Origin of the sequence: Bradyrhizobium sp. A5 (assembly GCF_042076515.1) — a bacterium.
GTDB lineage: Bacteria > Pseudomonadota > Alphaproteobacteria > Rhizobiales > Xanthobacteraceae > Bradyrhizobium > Bradyrhizobium cosmicum.
Map to the genome: position 1 here is coordinate 2,037,587 of NZ_CP148990.1, position 16,307 is coordinate 2,053,893.

Consider the following 16,307-nt stretch of genomic DNA (forward strand, 5'->3'; position numbering starts at 1 on the left):
GTTTGATTGAACTTCGCGCGGCATCGTGACGACGCGACCGTAACAGAGATCGTACCGGCCCGGCATTCACAGCCGAGTGTTCTTGGCGGGAAAAGAGTGCAACGCAGGTTTGTCAAAAGCAGGGCGCGGCATCACGTCGCGCGCCGGTGGGTTGCGCTGTGCGTTTGCGAAATGAGCGCACGTAAAAAAGCTTCGTCCGGCAGGATGACTGCGCGGACGAAGCAGGATGCCTCAGTCGTGGGAGGGAGAAACGCAGGGGCGCGGACTTCAAGCAGGAAGCGGGCGGCACTGCGCAGTCATTCAGAGACCAGGACTGAGGAGCTCATGGCCCTCATACGCAGAGAGGCGGCGGCATCGCCGCGGTCGCCCCGAGACTGGCCCCGTCCGGCTCGCTGGGGGGCAGCGAGTGGACGGGGCAAGGACTGTGGTCCGGCGGCCTTGTTCAGGCCGCCTTGGTTACGCGGCTTTGGCTTTCGCCACGTGGGTTGCGATCGCGTCCATCAGCGCCGGCGACAGGCAGTCATAGGGCTCGAGCCCGATTTCCTTCAGCCGTGCGCGGATGCCGGCCATCTGTTCCGGCTTCACGCCCGATTCGATCACGGAGGAGACAAAGGCGGCGAATTGCGGCGCCTGCGATCCCTGTTCCTGGAACAGTTCGGGGTGGATGAAGTCGAGGCCGTAGAACGGGTGGTTCTTGTTCTCGATGCGGCCGAACATATGCGTGCCGCAGGCCTTGCAGGCGTGGCGCTGGATCACCGCGGACGCGTCGACGATCTCAAGCTTGTCGCCGTTCTCGAGCACGCTGACGTTCTGGCGCGGCACGACGGCGACGACGGAGAATGTCGCGCCCTGCGGCTTCCAGCACTTGGTGCAGCCGCAGGCGTGGTTGTGGGCGACGTCACCCTTCACCGCGACCTTGACCTGGTGGTCCTTGCATTTGCAGGCGAGCGTGCCGCCGGCAAAATGGCCGGTGCCTTGTTTGAGGCCGTTGTCGATCGAGGGATGGAGTGCAACAGTCATGGGTCGATCCTCCTTGGGGGTGACGCTTTCGAGCTAGTACACGACGACGGAACGAATGGATTTGCCCTCGTGCATGAGGTCAAAACCCTTGTTGATCTCTTCGAGCTTGAGCACGTGGGTGATCATCGGATCGATCTGGATCTTTCCGTTCATGTACCAGTCGACGATCTTCGGCACGTCGGTGCGGCCACGCGCGCCGCCGAAGGCCGTGCCGCGCCAGTTACGCCCGGTGACGAGCTGGAACGGGCGGGTGGCGATCTCCTTGCCGGATTCGGCGACGCCGATGATGATCGAGGTGCCCCAGCCGCGATGGCAGGCTTCCAGCGCCTGGCGCATCACGGTGGTGTTGCCGGTGCAGTCGAAGGTGTAGTCGGCACCGCCGTCGGTAAGGCCGACGAGATGCTGGACGATGTCGCCGGTGATCTTCTTGGGGTTGACGAACTCGGTCATGCCGAACCGGCGGCCCCAATCCTCCTTGGAGTCGTTGATGTCGACGCCGATGATCTTGTCGGCGCCGGCCATCTTGGCGCCCTGGATCACGTTGAGGCCGATGCCGCCGAGGCCGAACACGACCACGTTGGAGCCCGGCTCGACCTTGGCGGTGTTGACCACGGCGCCGACGCCGGTGGTGACGCCGCAGCCGATGTAGCAGCTCTTGTCGAACGGCGCGTCCTCGCGGATCTTGGCGACCGCGATCTCCGGCAGCACGGTGAAGTTCGAGAAGGTCGAGCAGCCCATATAGTGGTAGACCGGCTTGCCCTTGTAGGAGAAGCGGCTGGTGCCGTCCGGCATCACGCCCTTGCCTTGCGTCGCGCGGATCGCGGTGCAGAGATTGGTCTTCTGGCTCAGGCAGCTTTTGCACTGCCGGCATTCCGGGGTGTAGAGCGGGATGACGTGGTCGCCCGGCTTTACTGAGGTGACGCCCGGTCCGATCTCGCGGATGATGCCTGCGCCCTCATGGCCCAGGATCGACGGGAAAATTCCCTCGCTGTCGAAGCCGTCGAGCGTGTAGGCGTCGGTATGGCAGATGCCCGTCGCCTTGATCTCGACCAGCACTTCGCCGGCCTTCGGCCCTTCCAGATCGAGTTCGACGATCTCGAGCGGCTTCTTTGCTTCGAAAGCGACGGCGGCACGTGTCTTCATCGGTAACTCCTCAGATTCTCATAGGACGCCAAGAAGTAGTCTTGGCGGTCCTCGTAACGTTCATTTGTGGCCCATGCAGGCGTCTTCCGCCTTGGTGTAGACCTCGTTCTTCTCGTCCTTCTTGGCGGGACGCTGCCGACCCCAGGCTTCGGTCGAGCGGGCGCGAAGATAGACGTAGAGATCGTCCATGTAGCAGGCGACGTTCGGGTTGTCGCCGAACGCCGGCATGACATTCTCCTGCGCAGTCGAGATGTTCTTGCGGCCGGAGGCAACCACGGCAAGAAAGTCGCCATAACTCATGGTCTTCACCGAGTCCTTCAGCGCCGGTGCGTAGGTGGATCCCATGCCGTCGGGGCCATGGCAGACGTGGCAGTCGGAGTGATAGCGGCGGTATCCGGAATAGGTGAACCAGTCCACGCTGCCGTCGGCCGAAATCTTGTAGGTCGGGTTGCCTTCCTTATCGAGCCATTTTCCGTCGTCTTCCTTCTTCACGGCGGTCGGATCGCCCGGACCTTCCGCAACAGCAATTCCCCCCGAGGCAACGAAGATCATCGCAGCAATGACAGAGCAGATTTTACGCAAGAGTTTGTCCTCGACGGCATCAGTTGGAGACGAGCCGGCGCGTGGAGTTGATCCACGCGCCGGAACGATGCGGGCTGGGGCTAGTTCGCCGGCAGCGAGAATACGGTCAGCGTACCGCCGAGAGCCGTGTAGTTGCTGAGGGCTGCGTAGCCGCCGACTGCGCCGAGACCGGCGGTCGGATCGGTCAGGCCTGCCGCCAGGCCGATGCCGGCCCAGCCGCCGACGCCCGAGAGCACTGCGACATACTGCTTGCCGCCGTTCTCATAGGTCGTGACGTTGCCGATGATGCCGGAGGGAGTCTTGAACTTGTAGAGCTCCTTGCCGGACTTGGCATCGACTGCCTTCAGATAGCCTTCGAGCGTGCCGTAGAACACCACGCCGCCGGCGGTTGCGAGCGCACCCGACCAGACCGAGAACTGCTCCTTGTTCGACCAGACGATCTTGCCGGTCTTGCCGTCCCAGGCGATGAAGTTGCCCATATGGGTCTCACCCGCCGGCGGATACATCGAGAGCGTCGCACCCACATAGGGCTGGCCCGCGGTGTAGCTCACCTTGAACGGCTCATAGTCCATGCAGACGTGGTTGGTCGGAACATAGAACAGCTGCGTGTCCGGCGAGTAGGCTGCCGGCTGCTCGTCCTTGGTGCCGAGCGCGGCCGGGCAGATGCCCTTCACGTTGTGGTCCTCGCCCGCCTTGTCGGTCGAAGCAGCGTCGAGCACCTTCGGCCGGCCGTAGGTCGGCGAGTTCTTGTCCATGTCGACGCCGGAGGTCCAGTTCACCTTCGGGTCGTACTTCTCGGCGACCAGGAGTTCACCGGTCGCACGGTCCATCGTGTAGGCGAGGCCGTTGCGGTCGAAATGGGTCAGCAGCTTGCGCGGCGTGCCGTTGATCGACTGGTCCGAGAGGATCATCTCGTTGACGCCGTCGTAATCCCACTCGTCATGGGGCGTCATCTGATAGACCCACTTGGCTTGGCCGGTGTCCGGATTGCGTGCCCAGATCGTCATCGACCATTTGTTGTCGCCGGGACGCTGCTTCGGATTCCAGGTCGAGGGATTGCCCGACCCGTAATAGACGAGGTTCAGCTCGGGATCGTAGGAGATCCAGCCCCAGGTGGCGCCGCCGCCGATCTTCCACTGGTCGCCTTGCCAGGTCTTGAGGCTGGAGTCCTTGCCGATCGGCTTGCCGAGCGCGGTGGTCTTCTCGGCATCGACCAGGAGCTGGTTGTCCGGTCCTTCCGAATAGCCGCGCCAGGCCAGCTTGCCGGTCTTGATGTCGTAGGCGGACATATGGGCCTGAACGCCGAACTCACCGCCCGAGATGCCGATCAGCACCTTATCCTTGACGACGAGCGGCGCCGAGGTGCCGGTCTCGCCCTTGCCGGGATCGCCATTCTTGGCGGTCCATGCAACCTGACCGGTCTTGGCATCGAGCGCGACCAGGGTCGTGTCGGCCTGATGCAGGAAGATCTTGCCGTCACCATAGGCGACGCCACGATTGACCGTGTCGCAACACATCACCGGGATGACGTTCGGATCCTGCTTGGGCTCATACCTCCAGACGATCTTGTTCTCGTTTGAAAGGTCAATAGCGTAGACCTTGTTCGGGAACGGCGTGTGGACGTACATCATGTTGCCGATGATCAGCGGGCCGCCTTCGTGGCCGCGCAGCACGCCGGTCGAGAAGGTCCAGGCGACCTGAAGCTTGCCGACGTTTTGGGCGTTGATCTGATTCAGCTTGGAATAGCGGGAATTGGCATAGTCGCCCGCCGGCATCACCCAGTCTTTCGGGTTCTGCGACATCTTGTTCAGCTCGTCATTGGCTGACGCGCTGCCGACGGCGAGCGCCGCCGCGGAGCCAAGAAAGGTCGCCAGTAGCACCTTGCGCATAGTCATTCCTCCGTTTGATCTCGTTTTATTGTTTCCGAAGCATTGCTCAATCGCCGGGCTTCTCGTCCGGCGTCTGCTCGTGCAGGGCGGTCAAGATTGGGAACCAGAAACGATGCTGTGCTGTTTCCTCCTCGGGATGAGAGCTACGGGTCCGCGTGCAGGAGCGGCCCGTTTTTATTGTTCCTGCTGCAATCCGTAACGACTTCGCCATCGGGAAACTTGCCCAAGAGAGAAGCCGGTTTGCTTGACAGCGCACGGATGCGAACATTTTGATTTTGCAGTAGCGAATTCAGCGGCTTCTGCGCGACGACGCGACCGCGCTCAACGCTCAGGTTCCCCTTGACGACGCTGCAACTAAGGCGGAGGATTAAGTTTCAAGGGTGGCAAGGGAACGGTGGCGCTCGTTCCAAAGATCGCCCAAATTTGAGGTAAACGTCACGCAATCAAGGGTCAGGGCTCCGCAGCGCTGGTCGCGATTCGCGTCGAATCCCGGGTAACACCAGTGGCTGGATTAATGTCCGACACAATTCACACGCTCTCGACGACAGGACTGACGCCGAAGCGGCAGATCCAGAGCTGGATCGACGGGCTGACGAGTCTGTGCGGGCATTTCGACGTCGATCCGCTGGAGGCGTCCTCGCTCGAAGGCCGCATCGACTACACATCAGTCTCGCGTCTCAAGCTTTGCCAGATCGAGGTCAGCCAGCATCGCATCGCGCACACGCTGGCGCGCGCCAAGGCCAATGAACACCCGTACATAAAGATTCACTTTCAGACCTACGGCGTGTCCTATTTCGAGCAGGAAGGGCGCCACATCGAAATCAACCCGGGCGACATCATCGCCTACGATGTCTCCTGTCCGCATTTGATCATCAGCCCCGCCTTCACCCGCCACGACGTGGTGATCGTTCCGAAGGCGCTGTTGCGCGACCGCGGTTTCCCGTCGCAGCGGATGCCGGCCTGCAAGCTGTCGGCGAAGACGGGTACGGGACGGATCGCCCATGATTTCGTCCACGCGACCTTCGACGAGGCGGCCAAGCTTTCGGCGAACAGCGCGGTCGGCGTCGCCGATTCGCTGATCGATCTCTTGCTGCTGCCGCTGCGCGAAGCGGACACGGGGTTCGATCGTGTCGGGCCCGAGGCAATGTATGTGCGCGCGCAGTTCTTCATCCGCGAGCATCTGCGCGATCCGGATCTGTGCATCGACCAGATCTCCGCCGAGCTCGGCTGCTCCAAGCGCTATCTGCACATGCTGTTTTCCGAGCGCGGCACCACGGTGAGCGATTACATCTGGCAGGCGCGTCTGCAGAACTGCCGCCAGGAGCTCGAAGCTCACGGCGGCAAGACCATCACCGACGTTGCGTTCTCCTGGGGTTTCTCCAGCTCATCGCATTTCAGCCGTGTGTTCCGGAAATATTTCGGCGTGGTGCCGTCCTCGATCCACAAGGCACAGCAGGGCGCGGCCGTCGCGAACGAGCATTAGGCGGGCAGGGCTTTCGGTCCACCCGCGCGAGGATGCCCCTCACGCCGTCGTGGAAACATAGGGAATGCTGGCCAGCAGACCGGCAAGCAGGACCGCATTGCCGAGCATGCCGCTCCAATGCAGTCGGCGTAGCTGACGCGCGGCATCGGCGTCGCCGGCATCCCCGGCGCTGAGCTGATCGTCCATCCGCTGCATGAACCGGCGGCGTCCGACGATGGCCAGAGCCGCCAGAAGGCCGACGATGGCAGCGAAGAGCAGCCGGCCGGCGAGGAGGAAAGCCGCCGTCCCGATAATCCCGGCTACGCTCATCATCAGAAAATGGGCGTTGAACATTCCGCGCAGCAGCTGGGCGACGGGCCGCACGTCGAGCTTCACCAGTAGGAAGGCCGGCGAGGCCAGTGTGAAATAGCCCATCGGAAAGAGCAGGATGATCATGGCGGCAACGGCCAGCGGATCCGGCGTCATGCGAGCTGCCTTTTTTCTCCGCGCCGGTGAAGTGTTCCGGCGGCATCGCGCAATCATAGCCTGCAATTGCGTTTCCGACACTAGGCTTTGGTCGGATGCCGTGCGGCGCAGCGGAAGATAACCCGCCGCGCCGTGCCCGAAAGTTCAGGCCGGCTCGAGGCCGAGCGACTTCGCGCTCTCGATCCAGATCGGCAGCTCGCGCTGATACAGTGCGTTGGTCTCCTTGAAGCCGATCGCCGGCTCGAGCACGAAGGTTGCCAGAACCTCCTTCACTTTCGGATCGCTGTTGGCGGCAACGCAAAGCTCGGCCAGGCGGTCGACGACCGTTTGCGGCGTCGCCTTCGGGACCGCCCAACCGGAGAAGCCGCTTACCGTGAAAAATTTCGACGTCGCGCCCTGCTCGGGGAGGGTCTTGATGGCGGGGATCGCATCGACCTTCTTCGAGTGCACGGCAAACACGGTGCCGCGATCGCTTTGCAGGACGGATTGTGCCGCAGTGTAGCTGCCCATCGCGGCGTCGAGCGTGCCTTCCAGCATGCCCGTCCACATCGGGGCTTCGCCGCGGTAGTGGACCGGCTCGATATTGAGCCCGTATTGCTTGTTGATTTCGTTGATCGTCATGTGCGGAGCCGAGCCCGCGCTGTAGGTGCCGAAATTCACCTTGCCGCTCTTGCGGGCGAAGGCGACGAAATCCTCCAGCGTCTTGACGCCGGTCTTGGGGTTCGCGATCAGCAAGAGGCCTGCGCCCGGAATGACGCTGACGAGCGTCAAATCCTTGTCCATGTCGTAGCCGGGATTCTTCATGACCACGCGGTTCATGATGTAGGTGGTCGAGATCGAGCACAGCATGGTGTGGCCGTCGGGCTCGGCGCGGGCGACCTCCGCGGTGCCGATCGCACCGGAGGCCCCGGGCTTGTTCTCGACGACGACCGTCTTGCCGATCTGCTTGGAGATGAATTCGCCATAGGCGCGCGCGAGCAGGTCGGTCTGTCCGCCAGCGGGATAGCTGCAAATCATGCGAATCTGCCGCGACGGCCAGCTGCCTTGCGCCGAGGCGCCGCGCGCAACGAATGGCATCGCGAGTGCAGTGGTACCGGCGGCGATGAAGTGGCGGCGATCGAGTTTGGCAGACATGATTCCCTCCTGATTTTGGCCGAACCTACTGCATCAGGCTGGCGCCGCCATGGGCGGGAGGCGAGACACATTGGCGCATTCGAATGGCGGCACCGTCCGCAATCGTGCGTCGTCCGGACGATTGCACCTTTCGCGTCATACGCGCAGCGCTACTTCAGCGGTGCGCTGCGGAGCCGGGGCCCACACGGCAGTGAATTGCGTTGCCGGCTCTGCGGAGCATCACTGCTGAATGATCTTCATCCAGACATCGCCGAGGATCACGGGCTCGCGCGGCGGCAGGTAGGTCAGGCCGGCCTGCTTGCCAAATTCGGCGATCTTGCCCTCGGCAGCGAGCGCTGTCAGCGCCTTGTTGGCGGCCTCCATCAGGGCGGGATCGCTGGCGAGCCCGACATAGCCGCGATTGGCGCCGATCGGGTAGTAGTAGCCGGAAGGCGTGATCGCGGTGTCGGGATGCGCGGCACGATGGGCGTCGAAGCGGCCGAGATCTATCAGCGTCGCGTCATGATCACCGCGGGCCAGCGCGCCGAGCAGGTCGTCGCGGCCGGGCACGAGATGGGTGATGCTGTCGATCAGGCGTCCCTTGTCGAACGTCATCAGGATGGCGTCGCCCAGCGATCCGCTCTCGATCACGAGGCGAAGGCCGGCGAGATCGCCGATGCCGCCGATCTTGCGCCCCTGCGCCTTGGGGCCGAGTACGACCGTCATCGGCGAATAGACGTAAGGCTGGCTCGGCGCGAGCAAGCCGAGTGCGACGCGCCGTCGGCGGTCGTCGCGCGTGGCGCCGGCGAAGTCAGGCAGGCGCGCCGTCTTCATGCCGGGCTTGACCAGGGAATCCGACGTCAACGCGTAGCCGCCGACCAGCGAACAGCGCCCGTCGGAAAGCAGTGCATTGGCTTCGAGTTGCGGGCTCGAATCCTCGTCCAGTCTGCTTTCAAACCACTGGATTTTCAGCGGCCGCCCCATCCGCTCCGCGATCGCCTGCGCCAGCAAAACGTCGAAGCCGGAGTCCGGCCTGCCTTTTTGATGCACCGAGAGCGGTGGCCGATCCTCGTCGAGACAGATCCTCAGCGGATCGTCGGCCGCATGGACGGCCGGCGCCGCCGCGAGGATCGCGGCCGTGCCCCATGCGGCGAGCCAGTGCTTCATGGCTTCCTCCGGCTCGAGATGAACGCCCAGAGATTGCCGATCTCGTCGTCGCTGAGAATGTCGGCCCAGGGCGGCATCTTGTTGTTCTTGCCGTTCTTCACCGTGGTGACGAAGCGCGTCCTGTCGTCGGGGAAGGCGCGCAGGTCCGGCGTGATGGTGCCGGGGTTCAGCATGTTGGGGCCGTGGCAGTGCGAGCATTTCTCGGCATAGGTCGACTTGCCGTGGTCGATCTGCGCCTGCACGGGATTGCCGGTTGAATCGTCCGCGGCACGAACGGTCGCCGCAAGCGCGACCGTCAGCACCGCGACGGTGGCGATGATCGCCACCGTCCTGAGAGAGACCTCTTTCAGCATCGTGCCGTGGCTATTGCTTCACCGCAAACACCCACAGCGAGCCGCCGGGCGGCACGTTGGCAAGCCGTTCGTCGCCGGAGAACAGCGAGTAGACGCCGCCATAGCCGCTCGTGACGGCGACGTACTGCACGCCGTCCTGCTGCCACGTCACCGGCTGTCCCTCGATGCCGGAGCCGGTCTGGAACTGCCAGAGCTTCTTGCCGGTGTCGGCGTCGAAGGCCTCGAACTCGCCGGTCAGAGCGCCAGAGAACACGACGCCACCCGCGGTCGACAGCACGCCCGAGAAGCGCGGGATGTCGCTCGGCGCTTCCCACTTCGACTTGCCGGTCATGGGATCAATCGCCTTGAGATGACCGCGCGGGCCGTCACCCCACTCCCAGAGATCAGTGAGGTCCATGCCGAGATACCATTCGCCCTGCTTGAAGGTGACAGGCTCGGTCTTGTACCGGCCGCCGAAGGCGAGTGTGTTGGCGTAGGCAAGGCCGGTCTGCGGATTGAACGACATCGGCTCCCAGTTCTTGCCGCCGAGGATCGACGGATAGACTGTCACCTTCTTGCCCTCGCGCGCGTCCTTCGAAACGTCGGTCTCGATCGGCCGCCCCGTCTTCATGTCGATGCCGGTCGCCCAGTTCACCTTCACGTAAGGATTGGCGGCGAGCAGCTTTCCGTTGGTGCGGTCGAGCACGTAGAAGAAGCCGTTGCGGTTGGCATCCATCAGCACCTTGGTCGGCTTGCCCTCGACATTCATGTCGGCGAGGACCATCTCGGCCACGCTGTCATAGTCGAACGGATTGTTCGGCGAGAACTGGTAGTGCCACTTGATCTTGCCGGTCTTGGGATCCATCGCCAGCACGGAGCAGGTGTAGAGGTTGTCGCCGGGACGCACCGCCGAATTGAACGGGCCGGGATTACCGATGCCCCAATAGACCGTGTTGAGCTCGGGGTCATATGAGCCCGTGATCCAGGTCGAGCCGCCGCCGAGCTTCCAGGTGTCGCCCTTCCAGGTGTCGCCGCCGGGCTCGTCGGGTGAGGGGATCGAATGGGTACGCCACAGATGCTTGCCCGTTGCCGGATCCCAGCCGTCGATGAAGCCGCGGGTGCCGAACTCGGCGCCGGAGATGCCGGTGATGACGACACCGTCGGCGACCAGCGGGGCCACCGTCATCGAATAACCTTCCTTGATGTCGGCGGCCTTCTGCCGCCACAGTTCCTTGCCGTTCTTGGCATCGAGCGCGATTACGTTGGCATCCAGCGTCGTGCGGAACACCTTGCCGTCGTAGAGCGCGGCGCCGCGATTGATGATGCCGCAGCAGACGATGCGGGGGGTCTCGGCGGGATATTCGATCTTGGATTTCCAGATCTGCTTGCCGGTCTTGGCGTCCACCGCCATGGTGGCGTTGTGCGACGTCACATAGATCACGCCCTGGTACACCAGCGGCTGTGATTCCTCGCTGCGATCGTCATTGAAGCTGTAGTTCCAGACCGGGACGAGGTTCTTGACGGTGTCCTTGTTGACTTGGTTCAGGGTCGAGAAGCGCTGGAGATTGTAGCCCATCCCGTAGTTGAGAACATTCGATGTATCGGTCGCACCCTTGACCAACTGCTCGGTGGTCTGGGCGTTGGCACACGTCGATGCAAGCATGACGAGGCTCGCGGCCATCGCAAAGCGTTTCATCCGTTCCTCCCAATATGCGCGCCTTTTGACGCTGCGGGTGCAACACTCCGCCCGAATGCAAAACCCGTCAATACGAAAGTCGAACGCGCGCTGCCGATTTGTTGGACGCCAGATGTCAGGGTGCACGCGGCAATCTTCGAGTGAATTTGCTCGTCTTGCGCGAATGCGCTGCATCAATTTCCATCGTGCGAAGATTGATGCGATGCGAGAGTCGCTCGCGACCGGGTTCGGTGTCTTCCGGCGACTCGCAATTCCGGCTTGAACTGGCATCTGCTTGCGGACTTATGTTGAGCGGGTCCTGTTCGAATCGGGGCTCATGGTCAGGGAGGTCAAGATGATATCGCGTCGCTCAATTGCGCTTGCGCTCACGATCGCAGTGCTGTCCGGTCCGGCCTGGTCGGCCTCCGGCGGTGCGGTGAAGATGTTCGATACCGACAATGACGGCACGCTCGATCTTGCCGAGGTCAAGAAGGCAGCGGCCGCGTTGTTCGCCAGGCTCGATCCCGATCACGATGGAACGCTGGACGCACGCGAATTGCGCGGACGGTTGACGGCGAAAGAACTCGCCGCCGCGGATCCCGATCGCGACGGCACACTCACGCTCGACGAATACCTGTCCGTGGTGGAGCAGCGCTTCAACGCGGCGAATCCCGACAAGGACGGAACGCTGGATGCGAAGGAGTTGAACTCGCGCGCCGGCCGCGCACTGCTGCGATTGTTGCGCTGAGAGCAACCGCGCTTGACTGGGAGCGAACGCGATTTGCCCGAGAGGGAAATTCGCAAGCGTATTGCGACAGTTCGCTGCATCAGCGGTTCGATTCCAACTTGCGCTGCACTTGAGGCAGCCCTAGGTTTCGCCCGGCGCGATTGTCGCGCCCAATATCCTTGGGAGACCCGAATGGCCTGGAAAGCTCCGAAGATCGTGGAAGTGCCGGTCGGCATGGAAATCAACATGTACGCCTGCGCTGCGCGCAAGTAGGACTGACGAACCTGCCACGGCTTCGGTGGCGAACGCCGTTGAAGCCGTGGTAGTGTTCATGATGCGCGTTGGAGCCCACACAATCTGGACGGCGGTTGCATGCACAATCGCGCTTGCACCGGCATGTGTCCGCGCCGAAGAGGGCTTCGATACCGAGCACATCTTCGGCTTCATGATCGGCACCGATGTCGGAAATCCCGGCGAGCGCGAATTCCAGACTGAGACGACGGGGCGATTCGGCAAGGGTAGCGGCACCTATCGCGCCCTCGCGCATGAGGTCGAAATCGAGGTCGTCCCGCTGCCGAACTTCCGCATCGAGCTTGGCGGCACGGCCACGCTGCACGACATCACCGGCGTCCCTGATATCGGCGATCGCCGCCAGTTCAATTTCCAGGGCGCCTCGCTCGATTTGCGCTATCGCCTGCTCGACCGCGAGCGTGCGCCGTTCGGTTTGACCGTCGCCGCCGACCTCCATGGCGATCGCATCGATGAAACATCTGGCGCAAAAGGGCGGATGTACGGCACCGATTTCACTCTCGCCTTCGACCGCGAACTGATCCCGAATTTCGCCATCGGCGCGCTCAACCTGATCTATCAGCCGGAATGGGCGCGCTTCGAGGTCGCGGGAGTCTCCGAGAAGAGCTCGACCATCGGCGCCGCCTTCGCCGGCCTGGTGCGCGTCCGCCCCAATGTGCTGCTCGGCGGCGAGATGCGCTATTTCCGGCAGTACGAGGGCATCGGTCTCGGCGAGTTCGCAGGGCAGGCGCTGTTCGTGGGGCCGACCGCTTACGTCCAGCTCTCCGACCGATCGCGGCTCACCATGAGCTGGAGCATGCAGGCCTGGGGCCGCCCGGCCGGGTCGGCCGGCAATCTCGACCTCGTCAATTTCGAGCGGCACCAGGCGCGGTTGATATTTGGGGTGAATTTCTAGCGCAGAAGATCGTCACGCCCTGGCTTGTCCGGGCATCCACGTTCTTCGTTCCGCGATCCAAGGCGTGGATGGCCGGGACAAGTGTTTAGTCCGGAGACATGGCTGACACCTGTTCGGACACATCACTGACAGGTTGGCGGTTAGTCAAGTCGATTGATGCGACCTGCCAGCTGGCGAAGAAGATGCCGTAATGGCCGTCACGATCCAGCGGCCTGATGGCAAGCCGTTCGCGTGCGAAGGCCTGAGGAACCTTCCAGAAGCGTCCCTTGAAGGAGATGTAGGGTCTTGTCGATGAGACCCTGCGCACGATCTCGCCGCTGTCGTACTCGACGTTCGGGACACGGGCCGGCATGGCACGGGCACTCGGTCGGAAGCGATCGGCGGGAACGTGCATATCGAGGCCTTGGTGGGGGCGCTCCAGATTGTAGACCGGCCGCCAGGCATCAAGGGCGCGTTGGACTTCCGGGAGAGTGCGGAAGCGACGCATCGCAAAGACTTCAGCCTTCAGCGTGCGATGGAAGCGTTCGTTCTTGCCGCGGGCCTGTGGGTGACATGGCCGGGCATGCACCACCCTGACGCCCAGCTTGAGCAGCCACACCTTCAATCCGGTCCAGCGGACGCCGGACGTATCGCCCCAGGGGGAGCCGTTGTCGGTGTAGAAGGCCTCCGGCAGGCCATAGCAACGGAACGTCGCCGTCAGGTGATCCTGCACGGTAAGACGCCGTTCGTCGGCGCACGCCTTCAGGCACAGGACATAGCGCGAGTGATCGTCGACGATGGTCAGCGGATGGCACCGCGTGCCGTCAGCGAGCGGCATGTGGCCCTTGAAGTCCATCTGCCACAGCAGGTTGGGTGCTTCCTTCTCGAAGCGGTGTCCCGGATTGGGCGGCGCATTCTCGCTCGGTTTGACCCGGCCGTTCCGGCACAGGATCCGGTGCACCGTTGACGGCACAGGTACCGTCTGGCCGTTCCGCTTCAGGCAGTGGGCGATCTTGCGCGCGCCCCAGGCCGGATGCTTGTCACGCACCGCGAGCACCTGCGTCTCGACCGCAGGCTCGCTGCGCCTGGGCATCGCATGCGGCCGCCGCGAGCTGTCCGCCAGCTCCCGATCGCCAGCCAGCCAGCGCCGCAGCCATTTGTAGCCGACGTCAGGACTAATATCGAACCGCCGGCACAGCTCGCGCCGATTGGCGCCTTCCTGCAAGGCCAGCCGCACGAACTCATGGCGCTGATCCATTACTGACACCTCACTCCAGGGCATGGACGGCCTCCCGAATCGGACCAATCCAGCCAATGTTGATGTGTCAGCTATGTCTCCGAACACCCGTCAGTGATCTGTCCGGGCTAAACAACAAGCCCGGCCATGACGAGGTTGCGGCGTTTGAAACTTCCCGCTCCTCCGGCCGTATCCCTTTGTGCTAAACTCCGTCCCGCCCCGCGAGAGGATCCCGGCATGAACCCGATCGACCTGGTGGTAACCGTATGTGCGGTGCTCTCGCCTGCGACCTGCGAGGAGCAGCATCTGGTGTTCAACTTCGCGGGGTCGCCGGCGCAATGCGCGATGGCCGCGCCGCCCTATATCGCGCAATGGGTCGGCGACCATCCGAAGTGGCAGGCGGTGCGCTGGCGCTGCGAATATCCGCACCCGAACGACAAGGCGTGAGGCGACTTCGCTACTTCGTGCAGTCCTTCAGATCCTTGTCGGCGATCGAGAACACCGCGTCCGCCTTGATCTCGATGTCGCGAACGACGCACTGCCGTGAATTGGGATAGCTGACCCTGGCGTCGTAGCGGCCGGGCTCGACGCCGGTGATGCGCAGCCGCTCGTCGTGGTCGACCTCCTTGTCCTTGTCGTTCAGGCACTGGTTCGGACCCCAGTCGGTCTTGCCGGCGGGAGAGAGCTGGAAGCCGGAGATCGTCTCCGTCGTGAGGTTCCAGAGCCGGATGCCCTTGCCCTGCGCGAGCGCCGCGCCCGGCATCGCAACCAACAGGATGCCGACCGCAATCAGCGTACGCCGCATGGTGAACCTCCCTCGACAATTCCTTTGGTCCAGTTGACCACGAGTTTTCATTTCGATTCAAGCTGCACCGCCGCAAGCTCTGACCTGATCCTTGCGAGCTCCGCCTCGGTGCGCTTGGCGCGCGGAATGCCGATCGGCACTTCCTGCACGATACGCGCCGGCCGCGGCGACAAGACAAACAGCCGGTCGCCGAGCCGGATCGCATCGTCGAGGCTGTGGGTGACGAGCAGCGTCATCACTGGGCGGCTTGCGACCAGCGTCGCGATCTCGTCACGCAGCCGGCCGGCGAGCGCGTCGTCGAGCGAGGCGAGGGGCTCGTCGAGCACGAGCAGATCGGGCTCGACCGCAAAAGCGCGGGCAAGTGCGACGCGGCGGGCCAGGCCCAGCGACAATTCGCCGGGAAAGTGGCTGCGATGCGCCTCCAGCTCGAGAATCCTGAACAGCTCCGACAGCTTGGCGTCGGTGACGTCAGGCGCAGCCAGCCGCACATTCTGCTCGACCGAGCGCCAAGGCAGCAGCCGCGGCTCCTGGAACACCATGCCGATCCGCGCCTCCGGCGGCCGCGCGATATGCCCGGCGAAATCGCGGTCGAGCCCGAGGATGATGCGCAGCATCGTACTCTTGCCGCAACCCGAGGGGCCGATCAGCACGCCGACCTCGCCGGATTGGAGCGCGAACTTGACCGGCGCCAGCACCTCGTGCGTTCCGCCCGCGGCATTGTTGAACGTCTTGCCTGTGATCTCGACCTCAAGCCGCACGGGGCCGCCACCGGGTTGCGCGGGCTTCGAACGGCTGCACCAGCAAGGTTTCGATCACGAGCACGACGGCGGCGAAGGTCAACGAATAGGCCAGCAGCCGTGGCGTGTCGAACAGCTGGAAGGCGACGCCGATCTCGAATCCGACCCCGTTCGGCCGTCCCAGCAACTCGGCGACCAGCACGATCTTCCACACCAGCGACAGCCCGGAGCGGGCGGAGGCCGCGATATAGGGGGCCAGTTGCGGCAGCACGACATGACGGAAGGCGCGCCAGCGCGGCATTGCGAACACGGTCGCCATCTCGTCCAGCGAACGGTCGAGCGTGCGCGTGCCTTCGCGCAGGGTGACGATGGCGGTCGGCAGCTTGTTGATGGCAATCGCCGCGATTGCGGCCGCTTCGGTCAGACCGGCCCAGATATAGGCGAGCACGATCACGACCAGTGCCGGCAGGTTCAAGAGCAGGATCAGCCAGGGATCGCCGAGCCGGTCGGCGAGCTTCACTCGCCCCATGAGGTAGCCGATCGCGCTGCCCAGCGACATCGCCAGCACGAAGGCGAGGATGACGCGCGCCAGCGTCGCGCCGAGATGCAGGAACAGAGCGCCGCTCGATGCCTCCGCGATCATCACCTCCAGCACGGCCGGCGGGGAGGGCAGTTTCGCGCCGCCGACGAACAGGGCGGCGATCCACCAGATCGCGAGCAGCAGGGCAAACGAGAGAAGACGCAGCACC

18 protein-coding genes are annotated in these 16,307 nt (G+C 63.5%); 5 read left to right on the forward strand and 13 right to left on the reverse strand.

All coding sequences use genetic code 11. The features are described 5' to 3' along the window. Positions 1-456: 456 nt before the first annotated feature. The 4 genes from gfa to xoxF5 all read right to left on the reverse strand — a co-directional run bounded on the left by gfa (position 457) and on the right by xoxF5 (position 4,634). Entirely contained in the window at positions 457-1,020 is a 564-nt protein-coding gene (gene gfa / locus WHZ77_RS09565) for an S-(hydroxymethyl)glutathione synthase (RefSeq protein WP_015684622.1), read from the reverse strand. Between the two features lie 33 nt (positions 1,021-1,053). Continuing rightward, complete coding sequence (locus WHZ77_RS09570; protein WP_015684623.1) at positions 1,054-2,163, reverse strand: S-(hydroxymethyl)glutathione dehydrogenase/class III alcohol dehydrogenase; 1,110 nt, start codon at positions 2,161-2,163, stop codon at positions 1,054-1,056. A 60-nt stretch (positions 2,164-2,223) separates the two neighbouring features. After that, positions 2,224-2,715, reverse strand: coding sequence for a c-type cytochrome, methanol metabolism-related (locus WHZ77_RS09575; protein ID WP_375314694.1), 492 nt, complete (start codon positions 2,713-2,715; stop codon positions 2,224-2,226). Between the two features lie 110 nt (positions 2,716-2,825). Further along, positions 2,826-4,634: a lanthanide-dependent methanol dehydrogenase XoxF5 gene (gene xoxF5, locus WHZ77_RS09580; protein WP_375313447.1), complete on the reverse strand. Its 1,809-nt coding sequence runs from the start codon at positions 4,632-4,634 to the stop codon at positions 2,826-2,828. 514 nt (positions 4,635-5,148) lie between these two features. On the opposite strand from xoxF5, the gene WHZ77_RS09585 reads away from it, so the two are divergent. Continuing rightward, positions 5,149-6,117 (forward strand): helix-turn-helix domain-containing protein, encoded by a 969-nt coding sequence (locus WHZ77_RS09585; protein WP_151648924.1) that lies wholly within the window; start codon positions 5,149-5,151, stop codon positions 6,115-6,117. 39 nt (positions 6,118-6,156) lie between these two features. Here the strand turns inward: WHZ77_RS09585 and WHZ77_RS09590 are convergent, their stop codons facing one another. From WHZ77_RS09590 to WHZ77_RS09610, 5 genes are all read right to left on the reverse strand, one after another. Then, complete coding sequence (locus WHZ77_RS09590; RefSeq protein ID WP_375313448.1) at positions 6,157-6,582, reverse strand: hypothetical protein; 426 nt, start codon at positions 6,580-6,582, stop codon at positions 6,157-6,159. Positions 6,583-6,726: 144 nt separating this feature from the next. Next, positions 6,727-7,716, reverse strand: coding sequence for a Bug family tripartite tricarboxylate transporter substrate binding protein (locus WHZ77_RS09595; protein WP_375313449.1), 990 nt, complete (start codon positions 7,714-7,716; stop codon positions 6,727-6,729). 219 nt (positions 7,717-7,935) lie between these two features. After that, a complete protein-coding gene (locus WHZ77_RS09600; RefSeq protein WP_375313450.1) occupies positions 7,936-8,862 on the reverse strand; it encodes an ABC transporter substrate-binding protein in 927 nt (308 codons plus the stop codon). Further along, positions 8,859-9,215 carry a c-type cytochrome gene (locus tag WHZ77_RS09605; RefSeq protein WP_375313451.1) on the reverse strand — a complete coding sequence of 119 codons (357 nt, stop codon included), beginning with the start codon at positions 9,213-9,215 and terminating at the stop codon, positions 8,859-8,861. The genes WHZ77_RS09600 and WHZ77_RS09605 overlap by 4 nt, the downstream gene beginning before the upstream one ends. A gap of 10 nt (positions 9,216-9,225) precedes the next feature. Further along, a complete protein-coding gene (locus tag WHZ77_RS09610; RefSeq protein ID WP_375313452.1) occupies positions 9,226-10,890 on the reverse strand; it encodes a methanol/ethanol family PQQ-dependent dehydrogenase in 1,665 nt (554 codons plus the stop codon). A gap of 334 nt (positions 10,891-11,224) precedes the next feature. Between WHZ77_RS09610 and WHZ77_RS09615 the strand changes: the two genes are divergently transcribed. From WHZ77_RS09615 to WHZ77_RS09625, 3 genes are all read left to right on the forward strand, one after another. Beyond that, positions 11,225-11,617 (forward strand): EF-hand domain-containing protein, encoded by a 393-nt coding sequence (locus WHZ77_RS09615; protein WP_143841061.1) that lies wholly within the window; start codon positions 11,225-11,227, stop codon positions 11,615-11,617. A gap of 171 nt (positions 11,618-11,788) precedes the next feature. After that, a complete protein-coding gene (gene pqqA / locus WHZ77_RS09620; RefSeq protein WP_012029362.1) occupies positions 11,789-11,869 on the forward strand; it encodes a pyrroloquinoline quinone precursor peptide PqqA in 81 nt (26 codons plus the stop codon). Between the two features lie 25 nt (positions 11,870-11,894). After that, positions 11,895-12,800 carry a hypothetical protein gene (locus tag WHZ77_RS09625; RefSeq protein WP_375313453.1) on the forward strand — a complete coding sequence of 302 codons (906 nt, stop codon included), beginning with the start codon at positions 11,895-11,897 and terminating at the stop codon, positions 12,798-12,800. Positions 12,801-12,885: 85 nt separating this feature from the next. Here the strand turns inward: WHZ77_RS09625 and WHZ77_RS09630 are convergent, their stop codons facing one another. Continuing rightward, the gene (locus tag WHZ77_RS09630; RefSeq protein WP_375311030.1) at positions 12,886-14,061 is read right to left on the reverse strand and encodes an IS481 family transposase; all 1,176 of its coding nucleotides are present in this window, start codon (positions 14,059-14,061) and stop codon (positions 12,886-12,888) included. Between the two features lie 192 nt (positions 14,062-14,253). On the opposite strand from WHZ77_RS09630, the gene WHZ77_RS09635 reads away from it, so the two are divergent. Beyond that, positions 14,254-14,463, forward strand: a complete 210-nt coding sequence (locus WHZ77_RS09635; protein ID WP_375313454.1) for a hypothetical protein — start codon at positions 14,254-14,256, stop codon at positions 14,461-14,463. A 10-nt stretch (positions 14,464-14,473) separates the two neighbouring features. Here the strand turns inward: WHZ77_RS09635 and WHZ77_RS09640 are convergent, their stop codons facing one another. Genes WHZ77_RS09640 through WHZ77_RS09650 form a run of 3 tightly spaced genes read right to left on the reverse strand, consistent with a single transcriptional unit; the run spans position 14,474 to position 16,306 of the window. Continuing rightward, entirely contained in the window at positions 14,474-14,821 is a 348-nt protein-coding gene (locus tag WHZ77_RS09640) for a hypothetical protein (protein ID WP_375313455.1), read from the reverse strand. Between the two features lie 47 nt (positions 14,822-14,868). After that, positions 14,869-15,579, reverse strand: a complete 711-nt coding sequence (locus tag WHZ77_RS09645; RefSeq protein WP_375313456.1) for an ABC transporter ATP-binding protein — start codon at positions 15,577-15,579, stop codon at positions 14,869-14,871. Then, positions 15,569-16,306 carry an ABC transporter permease gene (locus tag WHZ77_RS09650; RefSeq protein ID WP_375313457.1) on the reverse strand — a complete coding sequence of 246 codons (738 nt, stop codon included), beginning with the start codon at positions 16,304-16,306 and terminating at the stop codon, positions 15,569-15,571. Before WHZ77_RS09650 ends, WHZ77_RS09645 begins: the two co-directional genes overlap by 11 nt. Position 16,307 lies beyond the last annotated feature (1 nt).

Coding starts and splice junctions, on each gene's coding strand:
- gfa (WP_015684622.1), bottom strand. CDS start 1,020: ATGACTGTTGCACTCCATCCCTCGATCGACAACGGCCTCAAACAAGGC.
- WHZ77_RS09570 (WP_015684623.1), bottom strand. CDS start 2,163: ATGAAGACACGTGCCGCCGTCGCTTTCGAAGCAAAGAAGCCGCTCGAG.
- WHZ77_RS09575 (WP_375314694.1), bottom strand. CDS start 2,715: ATGATCTTCGTTGCCTCGGGGGGAATTGCTGTTGCGGAAGGTCCGGGC.
- xoxF5 (WP_375313447.1), bottom strand. CDS start 4,634: ATGCGCAAGGTGCTACTGGCGACCTTTCTTGGCTCCGCGGCGGCGCTC.
- WHZ77_RS09585 (WP_151648924.1), top strand. CDS start 5,149: ATGTCCGACACAATTCACACGCTCTCGACGACAGGACTGACGCCGAAG.
- WHZ77_RS09590 (WP_375313448.1), bottom strand. CDS start 6,582: ATGACGCCGGATCCGCTGGCCGTTGCCGCCATGATCATCCTGCTCTTT.
- WHZ77_RS09595 (WP_375313449.1), bottom strand. CDS start 7,716: ATGTCTGCCAAACTCGATCGCCGCCACTTCATCGCCGCCGGTACCACT.
- WHZ77_RS09600 (WP_375313450.1), bottom strand. CDS start 8,862: ATGAAGCACTGGCTCGCCGCATGGGGCACGGCCGCGATCCTCGCGGCG.
- WHZ77_RS09605 (WP_375313451.1), bottom strand. CDS start 9,215: ATGCTGAAAGAGGTCTCTCTCAGGACGGTGGCGATCATCGCCACCGTC.
- WHZ77_RS09610 (WP_375313452.1), bottom strand. CDS start 10,890: ATGAAACGCTTTGCGATGGCCGCGAGCCTCGTCATGCTTGCATCGACG.
- WHZ77_RS09615 (WP_143841061.1), top strand. CDS start 11,225: ATGATATCGCGTCGCTCAATTGCGCTTGCGCTCACGATCGCAGTGCTG.
- pqqA (WP_012029362.1), top strand. CDS start 11,789: ATGGCCTGGAAAGCTCCGAAGATCGTGGAAGTGCCGGTCGGCATGGAA.
- WHZ77_RS09630 (WP_375311030.1), bottom strand. CDS start 14,061: ATGCCCTGGAGTGAGGTGTCAGTAATGGATCAGCGCCATGAGTTCGTG.
- WHZ77_RS09635 (WP_375313454.1), top strand. CDS start 14,254: ATGAACCCGATCGACCTGGTGGTAACCGTATGTGCGGTGCTCTCGCCT.
- WHZ77_RS09640 (WP_375313455.1), bottom strand. CDS start 14,821: ATGCGGCGTACGCTGATTGCGGTCGGCATCCTGTTGGTTGCGATGCCG.